This window comes from Streptomyces sp. CNH287, assembly GCF_000424825.1.
The window spans coordinates 52371-68534 of sequence record NZ_AUKQ01000022.1 but is presented as its reverse complement, the minus strand read 5'-3'; the positions used below and the strand labels follow the sequence as shown (position 1 = coordinate 68534).

Annotated in this window: 15 protein-coding genes; 4 read left to right on the top strand and 11 right to left on the bottom strand. The window is 73.6% G+C overall.

Translation table 11 applies throughout. The annotated features are described in order from the left end of the window. Positions 1 to 88: 88 nt before the first annotated feature. The 4 genes from H299_RS0121335 to H299_RS0121320 form a co-directional block, all read right to left on the bottom strand. Positions 89 to 445 carry a hypothetical protein gene (locus tag H299_RS0121335; protein ID WP_158692367.1) on the bottom strand — a complete coding sequence of 119 codons (357 nt, stop codon included), beginning with the start codon at positions 443 to 445 and terminating at the stop codon, positions 89 to 91. 111 nt (positions 446 to 556) lie between these two features. Continuing rightward, positions 557 to 1795 carry a helix-turn-helix domain-containing protein gene (locus H299_RS0121330; protein ID WP_037759912.1) on the bottom strand — a complete coding sequence of 413 codons (1239 nt, stop codon included), beginning with the start codon at positions 1793 to 1795 and terminating at the stop codon, positions 557 to 559. 128 nt (positions 1796 to 1923) lie between these two features. Then, complete coding sequence (locus H299_RS0121325) at positions 1924 to 3639, bottom strand: hypothetical protein (protein ID WP_027750061.1); 1716 nt, start codon at positions 3637 to 3639, stop codon at positions 1924 to 1926. Between the two features lie 107 nt (positions 3640 to 3746). Then, complete coding sequence (locus tag H299_RS0121320; RefSeq protein ID WP_027750060.1) at positions 3747 to 4649, bottom strand: NAD(P)H-binding protein; 903 nt, start codon at positions 4647 to 4649, stop codon at positions 3747 to 3749. A gap of 48 nt (positions 4650 to 4697) precedes the next feature. Here H299_RS0121320 and H299_RS0121315 point away from each other — a divergent pair, with 48 nt between their 5' ends. After that, the gene (locus tag H299_RS0121315) at positions 4698 to 5069 is read left to right on the top strand and encodes a MerR family transcriptional regulator (RefSeq protein ID WP_027750059.1); all 372 of its coding nucleotides are present in this window, start codon (positions 4698 to 4700) and stop codon (positions 5067 to 5069) included. Between the two features lie 29 nt (positions 5070 to 5098). On the opposite strand, the gene H299_RS0121310 is transcribed toward H299_RS0121315, so the two are convergent. From H299_RS0121310 to H299_RS35405, 4 genes are all read right to left on the bottom strand, one after another. Beyond that, positions 5099 to 5596 carry a pyridoxamine 5'-phosphate oxidase family protein gene (locus H299_RS0121310; protein WP_027750058.1) on the bottom strand — a complete coding sequence of 166 codons (498 nt, stop codon included), beginning with the start codon at positions 5594 to 5596 and terminating at the stop codon, positions 5099 to 5101. A gap of 76 nt (positions 5597 to 5672) precedes the next feature. Further along, a complete protein-coding gene (locus H299_RS35415) occupies positions 5673 to 7205 on the bottom strand; it encodes an MFS transporter (protein ID WP_037759910.1) in 1533 nt (510 codons plus the stop codon). A 77-nt stretch (positions 7206 to 7282) separates the two neighbouring features. Beyond that, the gene (locus H299_RS35410; RefSeq protein WP_037759908.1) at positions 7283 to 7792 is read right to left on the bottom strand and encodes a MarR family transcriptional regulator; all 510 of its coding nucleotides are present in this window, start codon (positions 7790 to 7792) and stop codon (positions 7283 to 7285) included. A gap of 34 nt (positions 7793 to 7826) precedes the next feature. After that, entirely contained in the window at positions 7827 to 9485 is a 1659-nt protein-coding gene (locus H299_RS35405; RefSeq protein WP_051262688.1) for an MFS transporter, read from the bottom strand. A 111-nt stretch (positions 9486 to 9596) separates the two neighbouring features. On the opposite strand from H299_RS35405, the gene H299_RS0121290 reads away from it, so the two are divergent. After that, positions 9597 to 10097, top strand: coding sequence for a MarR family transcriptional regulator (locus H299_RS0121290; RefSeq protein WP_027750057.1), 501 nt, complete (start codon positions 9597 to 9599; stop codon positions 10095 to 10097). 28 nt (positions 10098 to 10125) lie between these two features. On the opposite strand, the gene H299_RS35400 is transcribed toward H299_RS0121290, so the two are convergent. Further along, positions 10126 to 11157 carry a WYL domain-containing protein gene (locus H299_RS35400; protein ID WP_037759905.1) on the bottom strand — a complete coding sequence of 344 codons (1032 nt, stop codon included), beginning with the start codon at positions 11155 to 11157 and terminating at the stop codon, positions 10126 to 10128. A gap of 63 nt (positions 11158 to 11220) precedes the next feature. Here H299_RS35400 and H299_RS0121280 point away from each other — a divergent pair, with 63 nt between their 5' ends. Further along, a complete protein-coding gene (locus tag H299_RS0121280) occupies positions 11221 to 11841 on the top strand; it encodes a TIGR03086 family metal-binding protein (RefSeq protein ID WP_486587359.1) in 621 nt (206 codons plus the stop codon). Next, positions 11838 to 13376 (top strand): MFS transporter, encoded by a 1539-nt coding sequence (locus H299_RS35395; RefSeq protein ID WP_486587358.1) that lies wholly within the window; start codon positions 11838 to 11840, stop codon positions 13374 to 13376. Before H299_RS0121280 ends, H299_RS35395 begins: the two co-directional genes overlap by 4 nt. A 36-nt stretch (positions 13377 to 13412) precedes the next feature. On the opposite strand, the gene H299_RS0121270 is transcribed toward H299_RS35395, so the two are convergent. Further along, on the bottom strand, positions 13413 to 14357 hold the full coding sequence (locus H299_RS0121270) for a Vgb family protein (RefSeq protein ID WP_486587357.1): 945 nt from the start codon (positions 14355 to 14357) through the stop codon (positions 13413 to 13415). Next, complete coding sequence (abc-f, locus tag H299_RS35390; RefSeq protein WP_051262687.1) at positions 14354 to 16051, bottom strand: ribosomal protection-like ABC-F family protein; 1698 nt, start codon at positions 16049 to 16051, stop codon at positions 14354 to 14356. The genes H299_RS0121270 and abc-f overlap by 4 nt, the downstream gene beginning before the upstream one ends. Between the last annotated feature and the right edge of the window lie 113 nt (positions 16052 to 16164).

Genomic DNA, 16164 nt, shown 5'->3' with positions numbered 1-16164 from the left:
TTGAGTACGACGCGCGGGGCGCCGTAGACCCGCACGGTGTCCCCGATGTGCACCGTCTGCGCCGTCACGACGGCCTCGGGCCGCCGCGTCACCGCGCGTCCCCCTCTTCCAGAAACCCGAGCAGGACACCGCAGTCGGTGGTCAGCAAGAAGACATGCGCGTGCGCGATCACCGGTGTGGTCGCGGGCGGCCACTCCAACGTGTGCCGCACCATGTCCAGCCGCGACCGCTTCTGCCACCACACCAGCGAGCCGCGCCACAGATCCTCCGCCTTCGCGGCTGCCTCCGCCGCCACCAGCAACGCGGACGCATGCGCACGCAACTCCGCCTCCAGCAACGCCAGATCCGGCCGCCCCGAATCGGCGAGCGCGGCCCGCGCCCGCTCTATCACCGCCCGCACCACAACCGCATCGGGCACAGCAGGCACAGGCAGGGCAGGCGACATCAGGCACCTCCGGAGAGTGAGCGATCAAGTACTCACAGACCGTAGGAGCGGGTTTCCTCAGAGTGGGGTCCAAACTGGACCCCGCTGCTGCCGTACCTGTCGCAGTCGCGGCTACGCGGCCACACCGATGTCCGCAGCCAGTTCGACGGCGGCGCGCCTGAGCGGCCCGGCGGCCTCGCGGGCGAGAGCGCCCGCCAGGCCACGAGCCACCGGCACATACCGCACGCCCTCGGGTGTGACGGCGTACGCCTGTCCGAGGTACTGCACCGCCGCCGCGCTCTCTCCCCGCTGCTGATGTCCCAACGCGATGTCCAGCAGCAGCCGGGACCGCCGTTCCAGCGACGGCACGGACTCCGGATCGATGCCGGAGGCGCGACGCAACGCCTCGCCCGGAGTGGTCAGCCCGACGCCGACGCTCACGCCGTGGATCGCCACGTTGGACGCGTCGAACGCCGACGGCACATGGGCGTATCCGCGCGGAAGTCGCTCCGCGACGCGATCCGCCTGCGCAAGGTATCGCTCCGCGTCGCCCGACCGCCCGTCCAGGCCACAGGAAATGGCGGCCTGCAAGCTCAACGCGCCGAAGACTCCCGCCACTTCTGGCGAACCGTCCTCCAACCGATCGCACAGCAGACCCATGCCCAGCTCGTCCGTCCGCACTGCCTCGTCCGCGAAACCTGTGGATCGCTGCCCGATGGCCGTCGACCACGCGGCGAGAGCCAGCGAAACCGGATCATCGGCGAACTCGCTGTGTGCTCGCCCCCGGTCGAGCGCGAGCCAGTACAGCTCCGGCTCGCAGATGTGCGCCAGATGCCGCTGGACCAGGCGGTACATGTCGGCCGTGGCCGAGTGCGCAGCCCGCTGCTCCGCACCTTCGTGCATCTTGATGCTGACGTGCGCGTCCCGGATGAGCGCGGGCAGCAGCGCACCCACCTCCGTACGCTGATGCCGGGACTTGTGCCACAGCCGCCACGCCGCGTCAACCCGCCCCCTCAGCACATCCGGCGGAGTCGGACCCGTGGCAGGCGCCGGACCGAACGACACCGAGTGCATCGCCTCGCGGATCTCCGCCACCGATCCGTGCGAAATCTTGCCCACGGCGTCGGCGGGAATGCTCAAGTCGCCGCCTGTCAGCGTCGACACGTCGGTGACGTGCAGCGCGTTCGCCACCCGGACGAGCAGCGTGATGGACGTGAGGTCTCGGTCGCCGTTCTCGATGCGCTTGAGCCACACCGGCGAACGTCCGACCAGTCCGGCCAGTTGTGGGCGGGAGAGCCCGCGCCGCTCGCGGAGCGCTCGAATGCGTTCTCCGGTGGTGAAGTCAGCTGGGATGTCAGTGCTGTCGGGCATACTGATCTCCTCGTTCTGCGGTCGCACTCCGAACGGTACGCCCGGCCCGCAGCCGAGTGGTAGCGATCGGCCACGCGCCAGCGACACGCGGCGCGGCGAGAGCCCGCGACCGCCCCGGACTGGTCGTGTCAGGTGCCGAAGATCAGGTCGGTTCCGGTGCTGTCGAGCCATTCCCAGTACGGTGTTTGGCGATCGAGCTGCCATTCCTTGAACGCCCAGTGCGCGACGGTGGGGTTGCCCGTGCTGTCGAGTATGTCGAGGTCGAGTACGTGGGTGTCGTAGTTCTCGTTGCCGACGACGTGGACGAAGCGATCCGGCGGGAGTCCGCCGAGGCGTTCAGCGACCACTGCCCAGCTGTCGTCCTTGAAGAATTGCAGGGTGTTGCAGTCGAGGCCGCCGCCGATGGACTCCCATCCGTTGTCCAGGCTGTGGTGGATGGCCCAGAAGTCGCGGACGGGCTGGGGAATCGGGCCGGACAGCAGCGCCACGACGGCGGTCGGGTCGGCGACGTGCGGGGCGGAGCCGGTCAGCAGACGCAGGTGGTAGTCCCGTGCCGGGTCGGCGAAGCGGTCGAGGGAGTCCGGTGTGCCGGCGAGCCGCTCCGTCCTGGTGTCGTCACGTCTCCAGGTGAGGTAGCCGAGGGCTGGTGTGCCGTTCTCGTCGGTGAGCAGGGTCAGGGCCAGGGTTCGCTCGTGGACGGCCGCGACGAACCGCGGGGCGGCCCCGGCGACCGGCGCCCACACCCGAGCCAGCGCCTGTGTCAGGCCGGCGCCGGGCGGGACCCCCCACGGGTTGTCCGGGAACGCCACGTCCCCTGCGCCACCGCGCACCAGCAGCCCGGTCACGGTCGAAGGGCGGCTGGCGGAACGGCTGATGATCTCCTGGACCAGGTCGAGGCGGCGGCCTGCCAGCATCGCCCGTTCAAGCCGTCCTCGACGGGCATAGTCGTCCCCGGCGGCGTGGAACTCGGCGCGCAGGCCGGCCGCCAGGGCGTCCGTGACAGGGGGTGCCGGTGTACCGCCCCCGGCGAGCGGCGCCGCGGCGGTTCCGGGGTCCGCACCAGCCCGGGAGCTGGTGGCCGAGGCGGCACCGCGCTCCGGGGGGAGGCCGACGTCGTGGCGTCGAGCCCGGGCGTAGGCGTACCGGGCGGGGTTGCCCCGCGAGGGGTAGGCGTGCTGCTCGCCGGGAGGCAGGTTCGCCCTCCACCGCTCGTAGTCCCGTTCCTCGGCCGCCAGCCGCGCCTTCTCCAGGAGGCGCCGCCCCTGTTCCACAGGTGAGACGGGCGGCCCGTCGGCCTGTTCGCCCCGGATGGCGGCACGGAGACGCTCTTCCGGGTTCGCCTCGGGGAACCGGGCACGCTGATCCCGGATCGCGACAGCACCCGGGTGCCAGAAGCCGGTGTCGCCGTCGATGATCTGCCGGGCCTCGTCGACCGGCAGGGAGGCGAGCTGGTGGTCGAACCGGTCGAGGGCGACGTGCAGGCGTTCCTGCATCCGCGTCCGCGTCTCCTCCCGGTGGGTCAGGTAGGCGTCCCACAGGTGTGCCAGGCCCATCTCGGGCGCGTCGATGCGTTCCAGGACGAACGTGAACGCGTCCATGGCAGCGAACCGCTCGTGTTCGGCGACGATCTGTGCACGCAGCGACGCGTGAGTGCTGCTCGCGGCGTCCGGTACGTCCGCCAACGGGGTGCCGTCGACGCGGACTTGGCCGACGTTCAACTCCAGCGGCAGCTGCCTGCCGAACACGGTGACTTCGACCGCCACTTCGTCGCCGTCACGGGAGAGGAGAACCGCCGGCATGCCCGCGAACGGGCCGTCCGTCACCTCGACGTGTCTCTCGTCCATGGCTGGGTTCGTTCCTTCCGCATGGCAGCGAACGGTGCTGTGGGAGCAAGCCGTTCTACCACGCGGCGAAGGCTTCTCCGGCATGGCCGGCAGCTGCTCCCCGCCGGTCAGCTGAACTCGGCCGCGTGGTCGGCGGCCCACTGCGCGAAAGTGCCGGGCGGACGGCCGGTGAGGCGCTTGACGTGGTCGGTGACGCGGCGGGACTCCGGACGGTTGGCCGAAGCCGCGAGCAGCGCCTCGACCAGCTGCTCCGGACGGCCGTCCGCCCGCATGCGTGAGCGCGCGAGGTCGGCGGGGAGCGGCCGGAAGGTCAGTTCGCGGCGGAGCGCGGCACCGAGCTGTGCGACCTGGTCGGCGCGGCTGAGCACCTCGGGGCCGGTCAGCACGTACGGGCCGGGGTCCGGTTGCCCCTCCTGCGGGGGCGCCGGCGGCGGCGCGAGCAGCGCGGCCACCGCCGCGTCCGCCACATCGCGTTCGTCGACGACGGCCGTGCGCGCGATGTCCGTGCCCGTGATCACGTCACCCGCCTGCAACTGCGCTGCCCAGCCACGGGTGTTGGAGGCCAGCGTGTCACTGCGCAGCACCACGGGACGCAGCCCGGCCTCGCGCAGCAGGGCTTCCATGTCGGCGTGCACCTGGACGATGGGGTCGCTCTGGCGGGCGGCGCGGTCGTCGATGGCGGTCGAGGACACGTACACGACGCGGGGCGCCGCCGCGGCGAGTTCCGCGGCCAGCGCGTGCGCGGGGCCGGAGTCGAGCAGCGGCCACAGCAGCAGGACGGCGTCGATGCCGTCCAGGGCGGCACGGACGGCTGCGGGGTCCGTGAGGTCGCCGACCGCCGTCCCGGCGGTGGAGGAGCGGGGGGCGGGCTGCCGTCGTACGAGGCGTCGTACGCGTACGTCGTGCGCCTGGAGGCGGTCGGCGACCTCCCGGCCGAGGTTGCCGGTCGCGCCGGTGACCAGGACGGAAGGGCTGTACGGGGTGCCCGTGGGGCGGGGTGTGTCGTTCATGATGGGGACGCTAGGGGTTCAGGTCGGCATGAAGGCAAGGAGCGCGCGATGCGGACGGTGGGAGAGGCGGCTGCGGAACTCGGTGTCGCCTCCCACGTGCTGCGGCACTGGGAGGAGGTGGGGGCGCTCACCGTGCCGCGCGACGGCAACGGCTACCGCCTCTACGACGACCACGCCCTGGAGGCGGCGCGCACCGTGCTGAAGCTGCGGCGCGTCGGGCTCTCGCTGCCCGAGGTCATCGCCGCCATGGCGCCGAAGAAGCAGGCGGCGCAGGCGGTGGTGCGGGCGAAGATCACCGCGCTGGAGGACGAGATGGCCCGCACGCGGGAGGCCCTCACCTTCCTCCAGCACACCCTCGAGTGCCGGCATCGCTACCTGGACGACTGCGCGGACTGCGCGCGCTTCACCCGTGAGGCCTGATCGTCCGTGAGTCCTGCGGCGGGTCAGGGTCAGGACGGGATGTCCAGGGCCGTGCCGTACAGCCGGGACACGTGGAGGCGGATGACCACGCGGCGTTCCGCCACGAGCTGCGCGAGGAAGGCCGCCTCCGCTGCCGGGTCCGCGAAGTCGGGGGCGAGGGCGAGCAGTTCGCGGCCGATCGCGTCGCCCGGTTCGGTGGTCTCCGCCGACACCTCCGCCTCGCCCTCCGCGACGGCGAACGACCAGACGTCCGGGCCCTGCACGTGCAGCGCGGCATGCGGATCGGCGCGCAGCTGGCGGACCTTGAGGCGGTCGGCCGTGGTGGAGACGCGCAGGACACGCTCGCCGGGGCTCCAGCGGTAGAGGACGGTGGACAGGTGCGGGTGGCCGGTGCGCCGCACGCTCGCGAGGGTGCCGAACTGCTGCTCGCCCAGCAGGCGGGACAGCTCCTCGTCGGTGAGGGCGCGCGGTGCGGGCCCGGCGGGGGTCTCGGGGGCTTCTGCGGCCTGGTCGGTGTGCGCGTTCATGGTGGCGTCCTTCGGTTCGGTGGCGGGTTCGGTGATGGTGCGGTGCGGGGCGGTGCGGGCGCGTGCGCGGCGCGGTTCAGACCGCGGCGGGCAGGCGGTCCGGGGCGGCGGCCTCGGTGGCCGATCCCGCGACGGGGCCGGCTCCCGCCCCGGGACGGCGGCCCGTGCGGGGCAGCAGCACGAGGGCGGCGACGAACGCGGCGGCCAGCAGCCCCGCGCCGACGGTGAACGCCAGCCGGTAGCCGTCGGTCAGCGCCTCCGCGCGGCTGTTCCCGTCCCCGAGCAGGACCTCCGTACGGGAGGCCGCCAGGGTGGAGAGCACCGCGACACCGAGGGCCCCGCCGATCTGCTGGGTGGTGTGGAAGAGCCCGGAGGCGAGCCCCGCGTCGTCCGCGCCCGCACCGGACATCCCCAGCGTGGTCAGGGCCGGGAGGACCAGCCCGAAGCCTGCGGCGAGCAGCATCACGGGGAGCACGTCCACGGTGTAGTCCGCCTCGACGGGCAGCCGGGCGAGCAGCGCCAGGGCACCGATCAGCAGCACCAGCCCCGCCAGCAGGACCCGGCGCTCGCCGAAGCGCGCGTTGAGGCGGGCGGCGACGCCCAGCGACACCGCGCCGATGACGGCCGCCGCGGGGAGCATCGCCAGCCCCGTCTCGGCCGCGCCGTAGCCGAGCACGTTCTGGAGGTAGAGGGCGATGAGGATGTTGAAGGCGAAGAGCGCGGAGACGGTCAGCAGCTGCACCAGGTTGGCCCCGGCGACGCTGCGCGAGCGGAGGACGCGCAGCGGCATGAGCGGGTTGGCCGCGCGGGTCTGCCGGACGGCGAACGCGGCGAGCAGGACGGCGGCGAGCGCGCCGTAACCGAGGGTGTGCGCCGAGACCCATCCGTGCTCCTCGACCCTGACGATGGTGTAGATGCCCAGCATCAGCCCGGCGGTGACCAGCAGGGCACCGAGGACGTCGGCTCCGGCGGCGAGGCCGAGGCCGCGGTCGGCGGGCAGCACGGCGACCGCGAGCACGAGGGTCGCCAGCCCGATGGGGAGGTTGATGAAGAAGATCCAGTGCCAGTTGAGCGCGTCGGTGAGGACACCGCCGAGCACCTGTCCGATGGACGCTCCGGCGGCGCCGGTGAAACTGAAGACGGCGATGGCACGGGCGCGCTCCACCGGAGCGGTGAAGAGCGTGACGAGGATGCCCAGGCTGACGGCGGCGGCCATCGCGCTGCCGACTCCCTGGAGGAACCGGGCGGCGATGAGCACGCCTGGCGTGGTGGCCGCGCCCGCCAGCAGCGAGGCGGCGGTGAAGACGCCGGTGCCCACCAGGAACATCCGCTTGCGGCCGAGCAGGTCGCCCAGGCGTCCGGCCAGCAGCAGGAGGCTGCCGAAGGCGATCAGGTAGGCGTTGACGACCCAGCTCAGGCCGGCGGGGGTGAACTTCAGGTCCTGCTGGATGGCGGGCATGGCCACGGCGACGATGCTGCCGTCCAGGATGATCATGAGCATGCCGGTAGCGAGCACGCCGAGGGCGAGTCCCCGCGAGCGGGAGACGGCACCGGGGGCGGCGTCGGATGTTGCCGCGGAGTTGGCGGCGGAGACGGATCGGGCGGACATGGCTTCTCTCCCCTGTCGGACGGAACGACAAGAGAGACCTTAGCAGATAGTCCCGTAATGGACGATCCTCATCGGATCTACTTCGCCCGCTGCCGCGCCCGCCGCGGGGCCGTCGCCCCGGCCGCACCGCCCTCCGCCGCCACCGTGGCGGCCAGGTGGCCGCCGACCAGCAGGTTCAGGGCCCGCAGGAACGCATCCCGGTCCGCCTCCGGCAGCGCGGCCAGCGCCTCGCGGTGCACCGTGTCGACGATCTCCTGACTCCGGGCGGCGATCCGCGCGCCCTCCTCGGTGACCGCGATGATGCGGGCACGGCGGTCCGTACGGGAGGGGCGGCGCTCGGCGAGACCCGCCTTCTCCAGGGCGTCGACGGTCACAACCATCGTCGTCTTGTCCATGTCGCCGAGCACCGCCAGCTGGATCTGGGTGCGCTCCTCCTCCAGGGCGTGCACCAGCACGCAGTGCATGCGGGCGGTGAGCCCGATCTCGCCGAGTGCGGCGGCCATCTTGGTGCGCAGCACGTGGCTGGTGTGGTCCAGGAGGAAGGAGAGGTCGGGTTCGGTGCGGGAGGGTGCCGTCGTGGAGGTCATGCGCACCAGGATACGGATGTCGATCCGTGGCGGATTATCCCGTGGTGGATTTATCGCGCGCGGCGTCGGGCTCGGCCTCCGGCCGGACCTCGGACTCGGCCTCCGGCCCGGCCTTGGGCGCGGCCTTGGGCGTCACGAACGCCGTGGCCGCCAGTGCCAGCACGAGCAGCCCGGCGCAGACGTAGCTGGAGACCTGGAGTCCGGTGGTCATGGCCGCCCGCGCCGCGTCCGCCACCGACGCCGTGGCGGGGTCGGCCGCGAGCGCGGGGATCGCCGATCCGGCGCTCTCCGTCACGGCCTCGCCGAGCCGCTCGGCCGCACCGTCCGGGAGCCGTGCGTCCTCGGCGAGGCGGTCCCGCAGTCCGGTGCTCAGCGCGCTGAAGAACAGCGTGGTCAGCAGGGCGATGCCCAGGGCGGACCCCAGCTCGCGGGCCGCGCTCTGGACGCCCGAGGCCTGACCGGCGCTCTCGGCGGGTACGTCCGCGAGGACGATGTTGGTGACCTGCGCGGTGGCGAAGCCGACGCCGACGCCGTAGAGGAAGAGCGCGAGCGCGATCGGCCACCAGGCGCTGTCGGTGGCGGCGACCAGCCCCAGCAGCAGCAATCCGGCGGCCTCCAACAGCAGGCCGATCCGCACCTGCCCCAGCGGCGGGACCGAGGCGGCCAGCGAGAAGCTCGCCCCGCTCGCGCAGAAGCTGCCCACGGCGAGCGCGACGAGCGCCAGCCCCGCCTGGAAGGCGCTGTAGCCCAGCGTGAACTGCAACCAGAGCGGCAGCACCGCGATGATGCCGAACTCGCCGAGGCCCACGAGCAGGGTCACGGCGTTGCCGTTGCGGAAGGAAGGGATGGCGAAGAGCCGTACGTCCATCAGCGGCTCGCCGCCCGCCCGACGGAGCGCCGTCTGCCTGCGCCAGAAGGCGGCCAGGGCGAGCGCGGAGGCGGTGAACGCGACGAGCGCGGGCGAGGGGCCGCCGCCCCAGGTGAGTCCGCCGACGGTCAGCGGCTCGGTGGTCAGCAGCCAGCCGTAGGTGCGGCCCTCGATCAGTCCGAACGAGAGGAAGCCCAGCCCGGCGCCCGACAGGACGCTGCCCAGCACGTCGACCCGCCCCGGCAGCCGGGGCGAGGCGGGCAGGAAGACCAGCACACCCGCCAGGATCACCGCCACCAGCGGGATGTTGACCCCGAAGGCCCAGCGCCAGGAGAAGTCCGCCAGCCAGCCGCCCAGCAGCGGACCGACAGCCGCCGCAGCGCCGATCGTCGATCCCCACACGGCGAACGCCTGACCCCGGGCCCGGCCGGTGAACGTCGCGTTGAGCAGGGCCAGCGAGGTGGGCAGGATCAGCGCCCCGCCGACGCCCTGGAGGGAGCGCGCCAGGATCAGCAGGCCGCCGTTCGGCGCCACTGCGGCCAGCAGGCTCGTCATGCCGAAGACCACCAGACCGGCGAGGAAGAGCCGGCGGGCGCCGTACAGGTCGCTGAGGCGCCCGGCGAGCAGGAGCAGCGCGGCGAAGACGATCGCGTACGACTCCTGAATCCACTGGGCCTCGCCGGAGCCGATCCCGAGATCGTCGATGACCGGGGCCAGGATCACGTTGACGATCGTGAGGTCCACCACGATCAGGGCGACGCCCAGCGACACGGCGACGAGGCCGAACCACTGGCGCGCGGAGGGAGGGGGCGCTGAGCCGCTCAATTTAACTCCATCATAGAGTAACTTTGTGGTGAAGCTAAATTGAGCGAGGTAGGTTGTCAAACCGGGCGGGAGACCGCGGCCCGCCGGGCGATCGGAGAGTGGAGCACGTCGATGGAGAATCCGGAGGCCCCCGGCCTCACCGGCCTCGAAGCACAGCGCGACCGCCTGATGGACGGGCTCCGCGCGTTCGGCGCCAACTACACCGAGTTCACCCAGCGCTTCGCCGCCTGGCTGGGGCTGCACTCCACCGACGCCGCCGCGTTGACGGAGATCCTCTACGCCGAGGACCAGGGCGCACCCCTCTCCCCCGCCCGCCTCAGCGAACGCGTCTCCCTCTCCTCCGGCGCGACGACGGCGCTGCTCAACCGGCTCGAAGCGGCCGGGCACGTCGTACGTACCCGTGAGCACACCGACCGCAGGGTCGTGACGCTGCGCAGCAGCCCCGAAATCCGGCCGCGCGCCGTGGAGTTCTTCGGCCCGTACTCAGCACGGATGGTGACCGAGATGGCGGGCTACACCCCCGAACAGCTCCGGCAGTTCGAGGACTTCCTCGGCCACCTGCGCACCGCCATGACCGAGCTGTTGTCGGAGGAGTACCGGGTGCGCGACTAGGCAGGGGCGGTTGGTGGCCGGTCAGGGTTCAGCGGCACGCGGGGGGCTGGGCGTCCGGGGGGCCGTAGGTGGCGGCGAGTTCGGCCGCGAGGGCGGCGAGGCGGTGGCGGGCCTCGGGGGGTTCGAGGACCTCGACGCGCGCGCCCAGTCCGGCCAACTGCGCGGCCAGGATCTCCGCTGACGGGCCGTCGACGGTGAACTCCAGCCGTGCGTCCCGTTGTTCACCCCGTTGTTCACCCGGCCGCGCATCCGTCCGCCCGGCCGGCCGGTCACCTGCCGCCGCGCGCACGAACCGCAGCCGCGGCCCGAACAGCCCCTGGAGCACCGCCTCCGCGCCGGGCTCGGCCCGCGCCCGCACCGTGGCGCCGGCCATCCGCTCCTCCATCCGCGCCGTCAGCGAGGCCCACGCCTCGGCCAGGTCGAAGCCCTCCGGCCGTACGACGGGCTCGCCCGTCTCCTCGACGGAGGTGACCCGGCTCAGCCGGAAGGTCCGCAGCCCGCGCTCCGTACCGGCCACCAGGTAGCCCGTACCGGCCTTGGCCGCGATGCCCAGCGGGTGCACCGTACGCACCGTGGCGGGGCGGCCCGGACCGGCGTAGCCGAGCCGGACCTCGGCTCCGGCCAGCACCGCGTGCTGGAGCGCGTCCAGGTGCGGGCCTTCGGCCGCGAGGTCGGCGCCCGACCAGTCCGTGCCGTCGCTGATCCCGGCGCGGGCGGCGGCCTCGGCGTCCGCGCGCAGCGTCGCGGGCAGGGCCCGTACCAGTTTGCGCAGGGCGATCCGCAGTTCCGGGGTGAGCCGGGAGCGGCCGGTGACCAGGAACAGCGCGCGGATCTCGCCCGCCGTGAGCCCGGTCAGGTCCGTACGGGCGCCGCCCACCAGCGCCCAGCCGCCGCCACGGCCGCGCTGCGAGTAGACCGGGATGCCCGCGGTGGCCAGCGCTTCCAGGTCGCGGCGGGCGGTGCGTGCGGACACCTCCAGCTCCCGCGCCACCTCGGCGGCCGTCACCCGGCCGCGGGTTTGCAGGAACAGCAGCGTCGCCACCAGCCGGTCAGCTTTCATGCCGGATATTGTCCGCCGGAAAGTGGCCAGAAGGTGACCTGTTCAGCTTCCAGGATGGCCTACATGAACGAGACCGCGCCCACGGCGCAGGCTCCGGCCACCGATCCCCGGCCCCCCTTCCAGCACGCCCTCGCCCTCTGCGGGCAGACCCTGGCCGCCGTACGCCCCGAGCAGCTCGACGGGCCGACGCCGTGCCCCGACTACACCGTCCGGCAGCTGTCCGGGCATCTCGTCGCCGTGCTGCGGAGAGTCGGGGTGATCGGCCGCGGCGGCGACGTCTTCGCCGTCCCGCCGGTCGCCGCGGACGTCGTCGAGGACGACCGGCCCGCCGTACGGGACGCCGCGTGGGAGGCGGCGCTGCGCGAGGTGACGGAGGTGTGGTCGGCGCCCGGCATGCTGGAGGGCACCTACCGCCTGCCGTTCGGCGTCCTGCCGGGAACGGTGACGCTGACCTCCTACCTCACCGAATTCACCCTGCACACCTGGGACTTGGCCACGGCCACCGGCCAGCGGCCCGCCTGGCGGCCGGAGGTGCTGGCGCTCGCGCTGGCCGTCATGAAGCGTGCCCTGCCGGCCGAACCGCGCACCGCCCCGGTGCCGTTCGGCCCGGTGGTGCCGCTCGCGGACGAGCGGACCGCCTCGGACATCGACCGGCTCGTGGCCTGGTACGGGCGGCAGCCGTGAGCGCGCACCCCGGCACCGGCGAGCACGGCACCGGCCACGGCGTGGCCGCGTCGGACGAACGGCCCCTACGGCACCCCGGGTTGATCCTGGCGTTCCTGTGCGTCGCCGGGTTCATGACCTTCCTCGACGTGTCCATCGTGAACGTCGCCCTGCCCACCATCGAGCACGAACTCGGCATGTCCGAAAGCTCGCTGCAATACCTCGTCACCGCCTACGCCACGGTGCTCGGCGGCTTCCTGCTGCTCGGCGGACGGCTCGCGGACACCTTCGGCCGCCGCCGCCTGCTCCGGAGCGGCCTGCTGCTCTTCGCCGCCTCCTCGCTGCTGGCGGGCGCCGCGCAGAACGCCGGGACGCTGGTCACCGCGCGCGGACTCCAGGGCCTGGGCGCGGCGTTCATCGCGCCCGCCGCCCTCTCCCTGCTCACCAGCACGTTCCCGCAGGGCCCGGAACGCAACCGGGCCCTGGGGGTGTGGGGCGCGCTCACGGGCCTCGCGGCGGTCGCCGGGGTGATCCTGGGCGGGCTGCTCACCGAGGGGCCCGGCTGGCGCTGGATCTTCTTCGTCAACGTGCCGATCGGACTGGTGGCGGCGGCCCTGGCGCCCCGGATCGTCCCGGAGAGCCGGGCCGGGCAGCGCAGCCGGACCTTCGACACAGCGGGAGCCGTCGTGCTGACCGCCACCATGGTCCTGCTGATCTTCACGCTCGGCGAGACCGTCGAGGCGGGCTGGACCTCGGCCCGTACGCTGGCCGGACTGGCCGCCGTGGCCGTCCTGCTCCCCGCCTTCCTGGCGATCGAACGGCGGGCCGAGGCGCCCCTGATCCCGCTCACGGTCTTCCGGCTGCCCGTGCTGCGCGCGGCGAACCTGACCGCGGTGCTGCTCTTCGGCACCCTGGTCACGCTCTTCTTCTTCGCCAGCCTCTTCCTCCAGCAGGTGCTGGGCTACTCGCCGATCGAGGCCGGGCTCGCGTACGTGCCGCTCGCCGTGATCACGGCGGTCGGGGCGGGCGTCTCCGCGCAGCTCGTCGGCAGGACGGCGGCCAAGCCGGTGCTGCTGACCGGCCTGGCCCTCACCGCCTGCGGGATGCTGCTGCTCTCCCGGCTGCCCGCGTACGCGAGTTACCCCGGTGAGGTGCTGCCCGCCTTCCTCGTCGTGGGGCTGGGGCTGGGCCTGTCCTTCGTGCCGGTGCAGGTCGCCGCCTTCATCGGCGTCCGGAAGGAGGACTCCGGCCTGGCCGCCGGACTCATCGACACCAGCCAGGAGGCGGGCGGAGCGCTGGGGGTGGCGATCGCGGCGACGCTGGCGTTCAGCCGGATTCCGGAACTGACCCGGGAGGCGGACGGGGACCCGGTGCTCCTGCGGGCGGCGCGGGCGAGCGTCTTCCAGGACGCGTTCCTCGTCGGCGCCTGCTTCGCGGTGGCCGCCCTCGTCATCGCGCTGGTGCTGCTGCCGATGCTGCGGCCCTCGGAGCACGCGGAGGCGGAGGCGGCGGAGGCGGAGACGGAGGCGGACGGCGCGGCCGTCGCGGCCGGGTAGGGGGTGGGCGGCCGGAGAGCCCGGCCGCCCCCGCGCTCACCGCGCCAGGCGGGCGACCTGGCCGCTCTCCAGCGCGACGTGGATCGCGCCGTCCGGGCCCAGGGCGAGACCATGCGGCTCGGACCCGGCGGCGGGCAGCGCGTACTCCTCGATCCGCCCACCGACGCTGACGAAGCCGACGCGGTGGGCACCCCACTCGGTGAACCAGCAGCCGCCGGCGGCCGGATCGGCGACGATCGCGTGCGGCCGGGACGCCCGGTCCGGCAGCGGGAACTCCACCACCCGGCCGTCGGTCCCCACCCGCGCCACCTGCCCCGCGCCGATCTCGACGCACCACAGCGCACCGTCGCCGCCGCAGGTGATGCCGACGGGCGCGGCCCCCTCGGTGGGCAGCGGGTACACCGTGACCTCGCCGCCGAGGGTGATCCGGCCGACGGCGTGCGCCTGGTTCAGGGTGAACCACAGGGCACCGTCGGGGCCGTTGGTGATCATCGACGGGTAGGACCCGGCGGGCACCGGCAGCGCGTACTCGGTCACCTCGCCGTCCGTGCTGATCCGGCCGATGCGGTCGGCGTTCAGCTCGGTGAACCACAGGGCGCTGTCCGGCCCGGCCGCGATCCCGTACGGGCCGCACTCCGCCGTCGGCAGGGCGTACGACGTGGCGCGCCCGTCGGTGGTGATGCGGCCGATCCGGTGGTCACGGAACCGGGTGAACCACAGCGCGCCGTCCGGACCGTGCGCCAGGAGCGACGGGCCGCAGTCCGGAATGTCGAGCGGGTGGCGGTCGAGGCGCCCGTCCGGGGCGAGGCGGGCGATCTCCCCGGCGTGGACGAGCGTGATCCACAGGGCGCCGTCCGGCGCGGCGGCGAGCGCGTACGGGCCCGCACCGGCGGGGGCGACGGGGTGCAGCGTGCACCGGGGCTCCGCCGGGGGCGGGCCGGGCGGGGGCGGGGTCTGCGGGGGCGGGGTCTGCGCGGTCATCGGGCACTCTCCTCTTGTACGTCACTGCGGTCTCCCCCGGTGTCCGGCGGCGGCTCCGACCCCGGCCACGGCCCCGGCAGCGCGTGGTGCGCGCCCCGCCACCGCTCCCGCAGCCTGCGATCATGGCTGACGACGACGAGCGTCCCGTCGTACGCCGCGAGCGCCGCCTCCAACTCCTCGACCAGCGCGGGCGAGAGGTGGTTGGTCGGCTCGTCCAGCAGCAGGACGTCCGCCGGTTCGCTGAGCAGCCGGGCCAGCGCGAGGCGCTGCCGCTGCCCGGTGGACAGCTTCCCGACCTGCACATCCAGCCGTTCGGGCCCGAACAGCCCCAGCGCCAGCAGCCGTTCGGCCTGCGCCGCCTCGTCCGCCAGGCCGCCGCGGCCCCGCGCGTACGCCTCCAGCAGCGTGTCCTGCGGGCGCGGGACCGGGGACTCCTGCGGCAGGTATCCGACCCGGCCGCGTACGGCGAACCACCCGCTGTCGGGCGGGAGTTCACCGGCCAGGACGCGCAACAGGGTGGACTTCCCCGCGCCGTTCGGCCCGGTGACCAGCAGCCGGTCACCCGAGGCGAGGCGCAGGCCCGTCGGCGCGAGGCGGCCGACGACGGTGACGCCGTCGGCCTCCAGCGCCCCGGCCCCGGCGGCGCGCGCGGCACGCGGCGGCGGAGGGGTGAAGCGCAGCGGCTCGGGCGGCTCCGGCACCGGGTCCGCCAGCAGCCGGCGCAGCCGCTCCTCGGCGTTGCGCACCCGGCCGGCGAGGGACTGCTGCACCCTGCCGCCCGCCCGGTCGTACGCCATCTTGTTGCCGTCCTTCATCGCCCGCCCCGGCGCGACCCGCCGCGCGGTGGTGGCGGCGGCCTCGCGCAGCCGCCCGAGGTCCGCCTGCCACTGGGCGTGCGCCTGGACCCAGCGCTGCCGGGCGGCGGACTTCTCGGTGAGATAGCCCGCGTAGCCGTTGCCGTAACGGGCGACGGTGCGGCGGTCGGCGTCCACCTCCAGCAGGCTGGTGGCGGTGCGCTCCAGGAAGACGCGGTCGTGGGAGACGGCGACGGTGGTGCCGCGCCGGGTGCGCAGGTGGTCTTCCAGCCAGGTCAGCGCGTGGTCGTCCAGGTGGTTGGTCGGCTCGTCCAGCAGCAGCACCTCGGGGCTTGCGGAGAGGAGCGCGGCCAGCCGCAGCCGGACCTGCTCGCCCCCGGAGAGCCCGCCCACCGCGCGGTCGCGGCGCAGCGAGGTGAGGCCGAGCCCGTGCAGGGCGCGCTCGACGCGGGCGTCGGCGTCGTAGCCGCCGCGCAGCTCGAAGACCGTCAGCAGGTCGCCGTACTCGGTGAGGAGGCGGGCGTGCGCGCGGTCGGCCGAGGCGCTCGCGGCGATGGCCGCCTCCAGGCGGCGCAGCCTGCTCTCGACGGCGCGCAGTTCGCTCAGCGCGTGGTCGATGACCTGCTGGATGGTCAGCCGCGGCGGCAGCGGCTCGTCCTGCGCGAGGTAGCCGAAGCCGCCCTCGGCGCTGCGGACGATCTCGCCCCGGTCGGGCTGCTCACGCCCGGCGAACAGTCGCAGCAGGGTGGTCTTGCCGGAGCCGTTCTCGCCGACGATTCCGGTGCGTTCGCCCGCGCCGACGGAGCAGCTGACGCCGTCGAGGACGACGCGGCCGTCAAAGGACTTGGTGACGTGGAGTGCGGTGAGCTGAGTAGGCAAGGGGATGCTCCGAGGCATTCGGGGAGGGAGCGGCCACGAGGGGCCGCGGGGCCGGGCGAATGCTGCGGAAGAGCATCAAGGGTCTCCACTATTGCGACGTCAGTTGCGTTAAC

Coding starts and splice junctions, on each gene's coding strand:
- H299_RS0121335 (WP_158692367.1), bottom strand. CDS start 445: ATGTCGCCTGCCCTGCCTGTGCCTGCTGTGCCCGATGCGGTTGTGGTG.
- H299_RS0121330 (WP_037759912.1), bottom strand. CDS start 1,795: ATGCCCGACAGCACTGACATCCCAGCTGACTTCACCACCGGAGAACGC.
- H299_RS0121325 (WP_027750061.1), bottom strand. CDS start 3,639: ATGGACGAGAGACACGTCGAGGTGACGGACGGCCCGTTCGCGGGCATG.
- H299_RS0121320 (WP_027750060.1), bottom strand. CDS start 4,649: ATGAACGACACACCCCGCCCCACGGGCACCCCGTACAGCCCTTCCGTC.
- H299_RS0121315 (WP_027750059.1), top strand. CDS start 4,698: ATGCGGACGGTGGGAGAGGCGGCTGCGGAACTCGGTGTCGCCTCCCAC.
- H299_RS0121310 (WP_027750058.1), bottom strand. CDS start 5,596: ATGAACGCGCACACCGACCAGGCCGCAGAAGCCCCCGAGACCCCCGCC.
- H299_RS35415 (WP_037759910.1), bottom strand. CDS start 7,205: ATGTCCGCCCGATCCGTCTCCGCCGCCAACTCCGCGGCAACATCCGAC.
- H299_RS35410 (WP_037759908.1), bottom strand. CDS start 7,792: ATGACCTCCACGACGGCACCCTCCCGCACCGAACCCGACCTCTCCTTC.
- H299_RS0121290 (WP_027750057.1), top strand. CDS start 9,597: ATGGAGAATCCGGAGGCCCCCGGCCTCACCGGCCTCGAAGCACAGCGC.
- H299_RS35400 (WP_037759905.1), bottom strand. CDS start 11,157: ATGAAAGCTGACCGGCTGGTGGCGACGCTGCTGTTCCTGCAAACCCGC.
- H299_RS0121280 (WP_486587359.1), top strand. CDS start 11,221: ATGAACGAGACCGCGCCCACGGCGCAGGCTCCGGCCACCGATCCCCGG.
- H299_RS0121270 (WP_486587357.1), bottom strand. CDS start 14,357: ATGACCGCGCAGACCCCGCCCCCGCAGACCCCGCCCCCGCCCGGCCCG.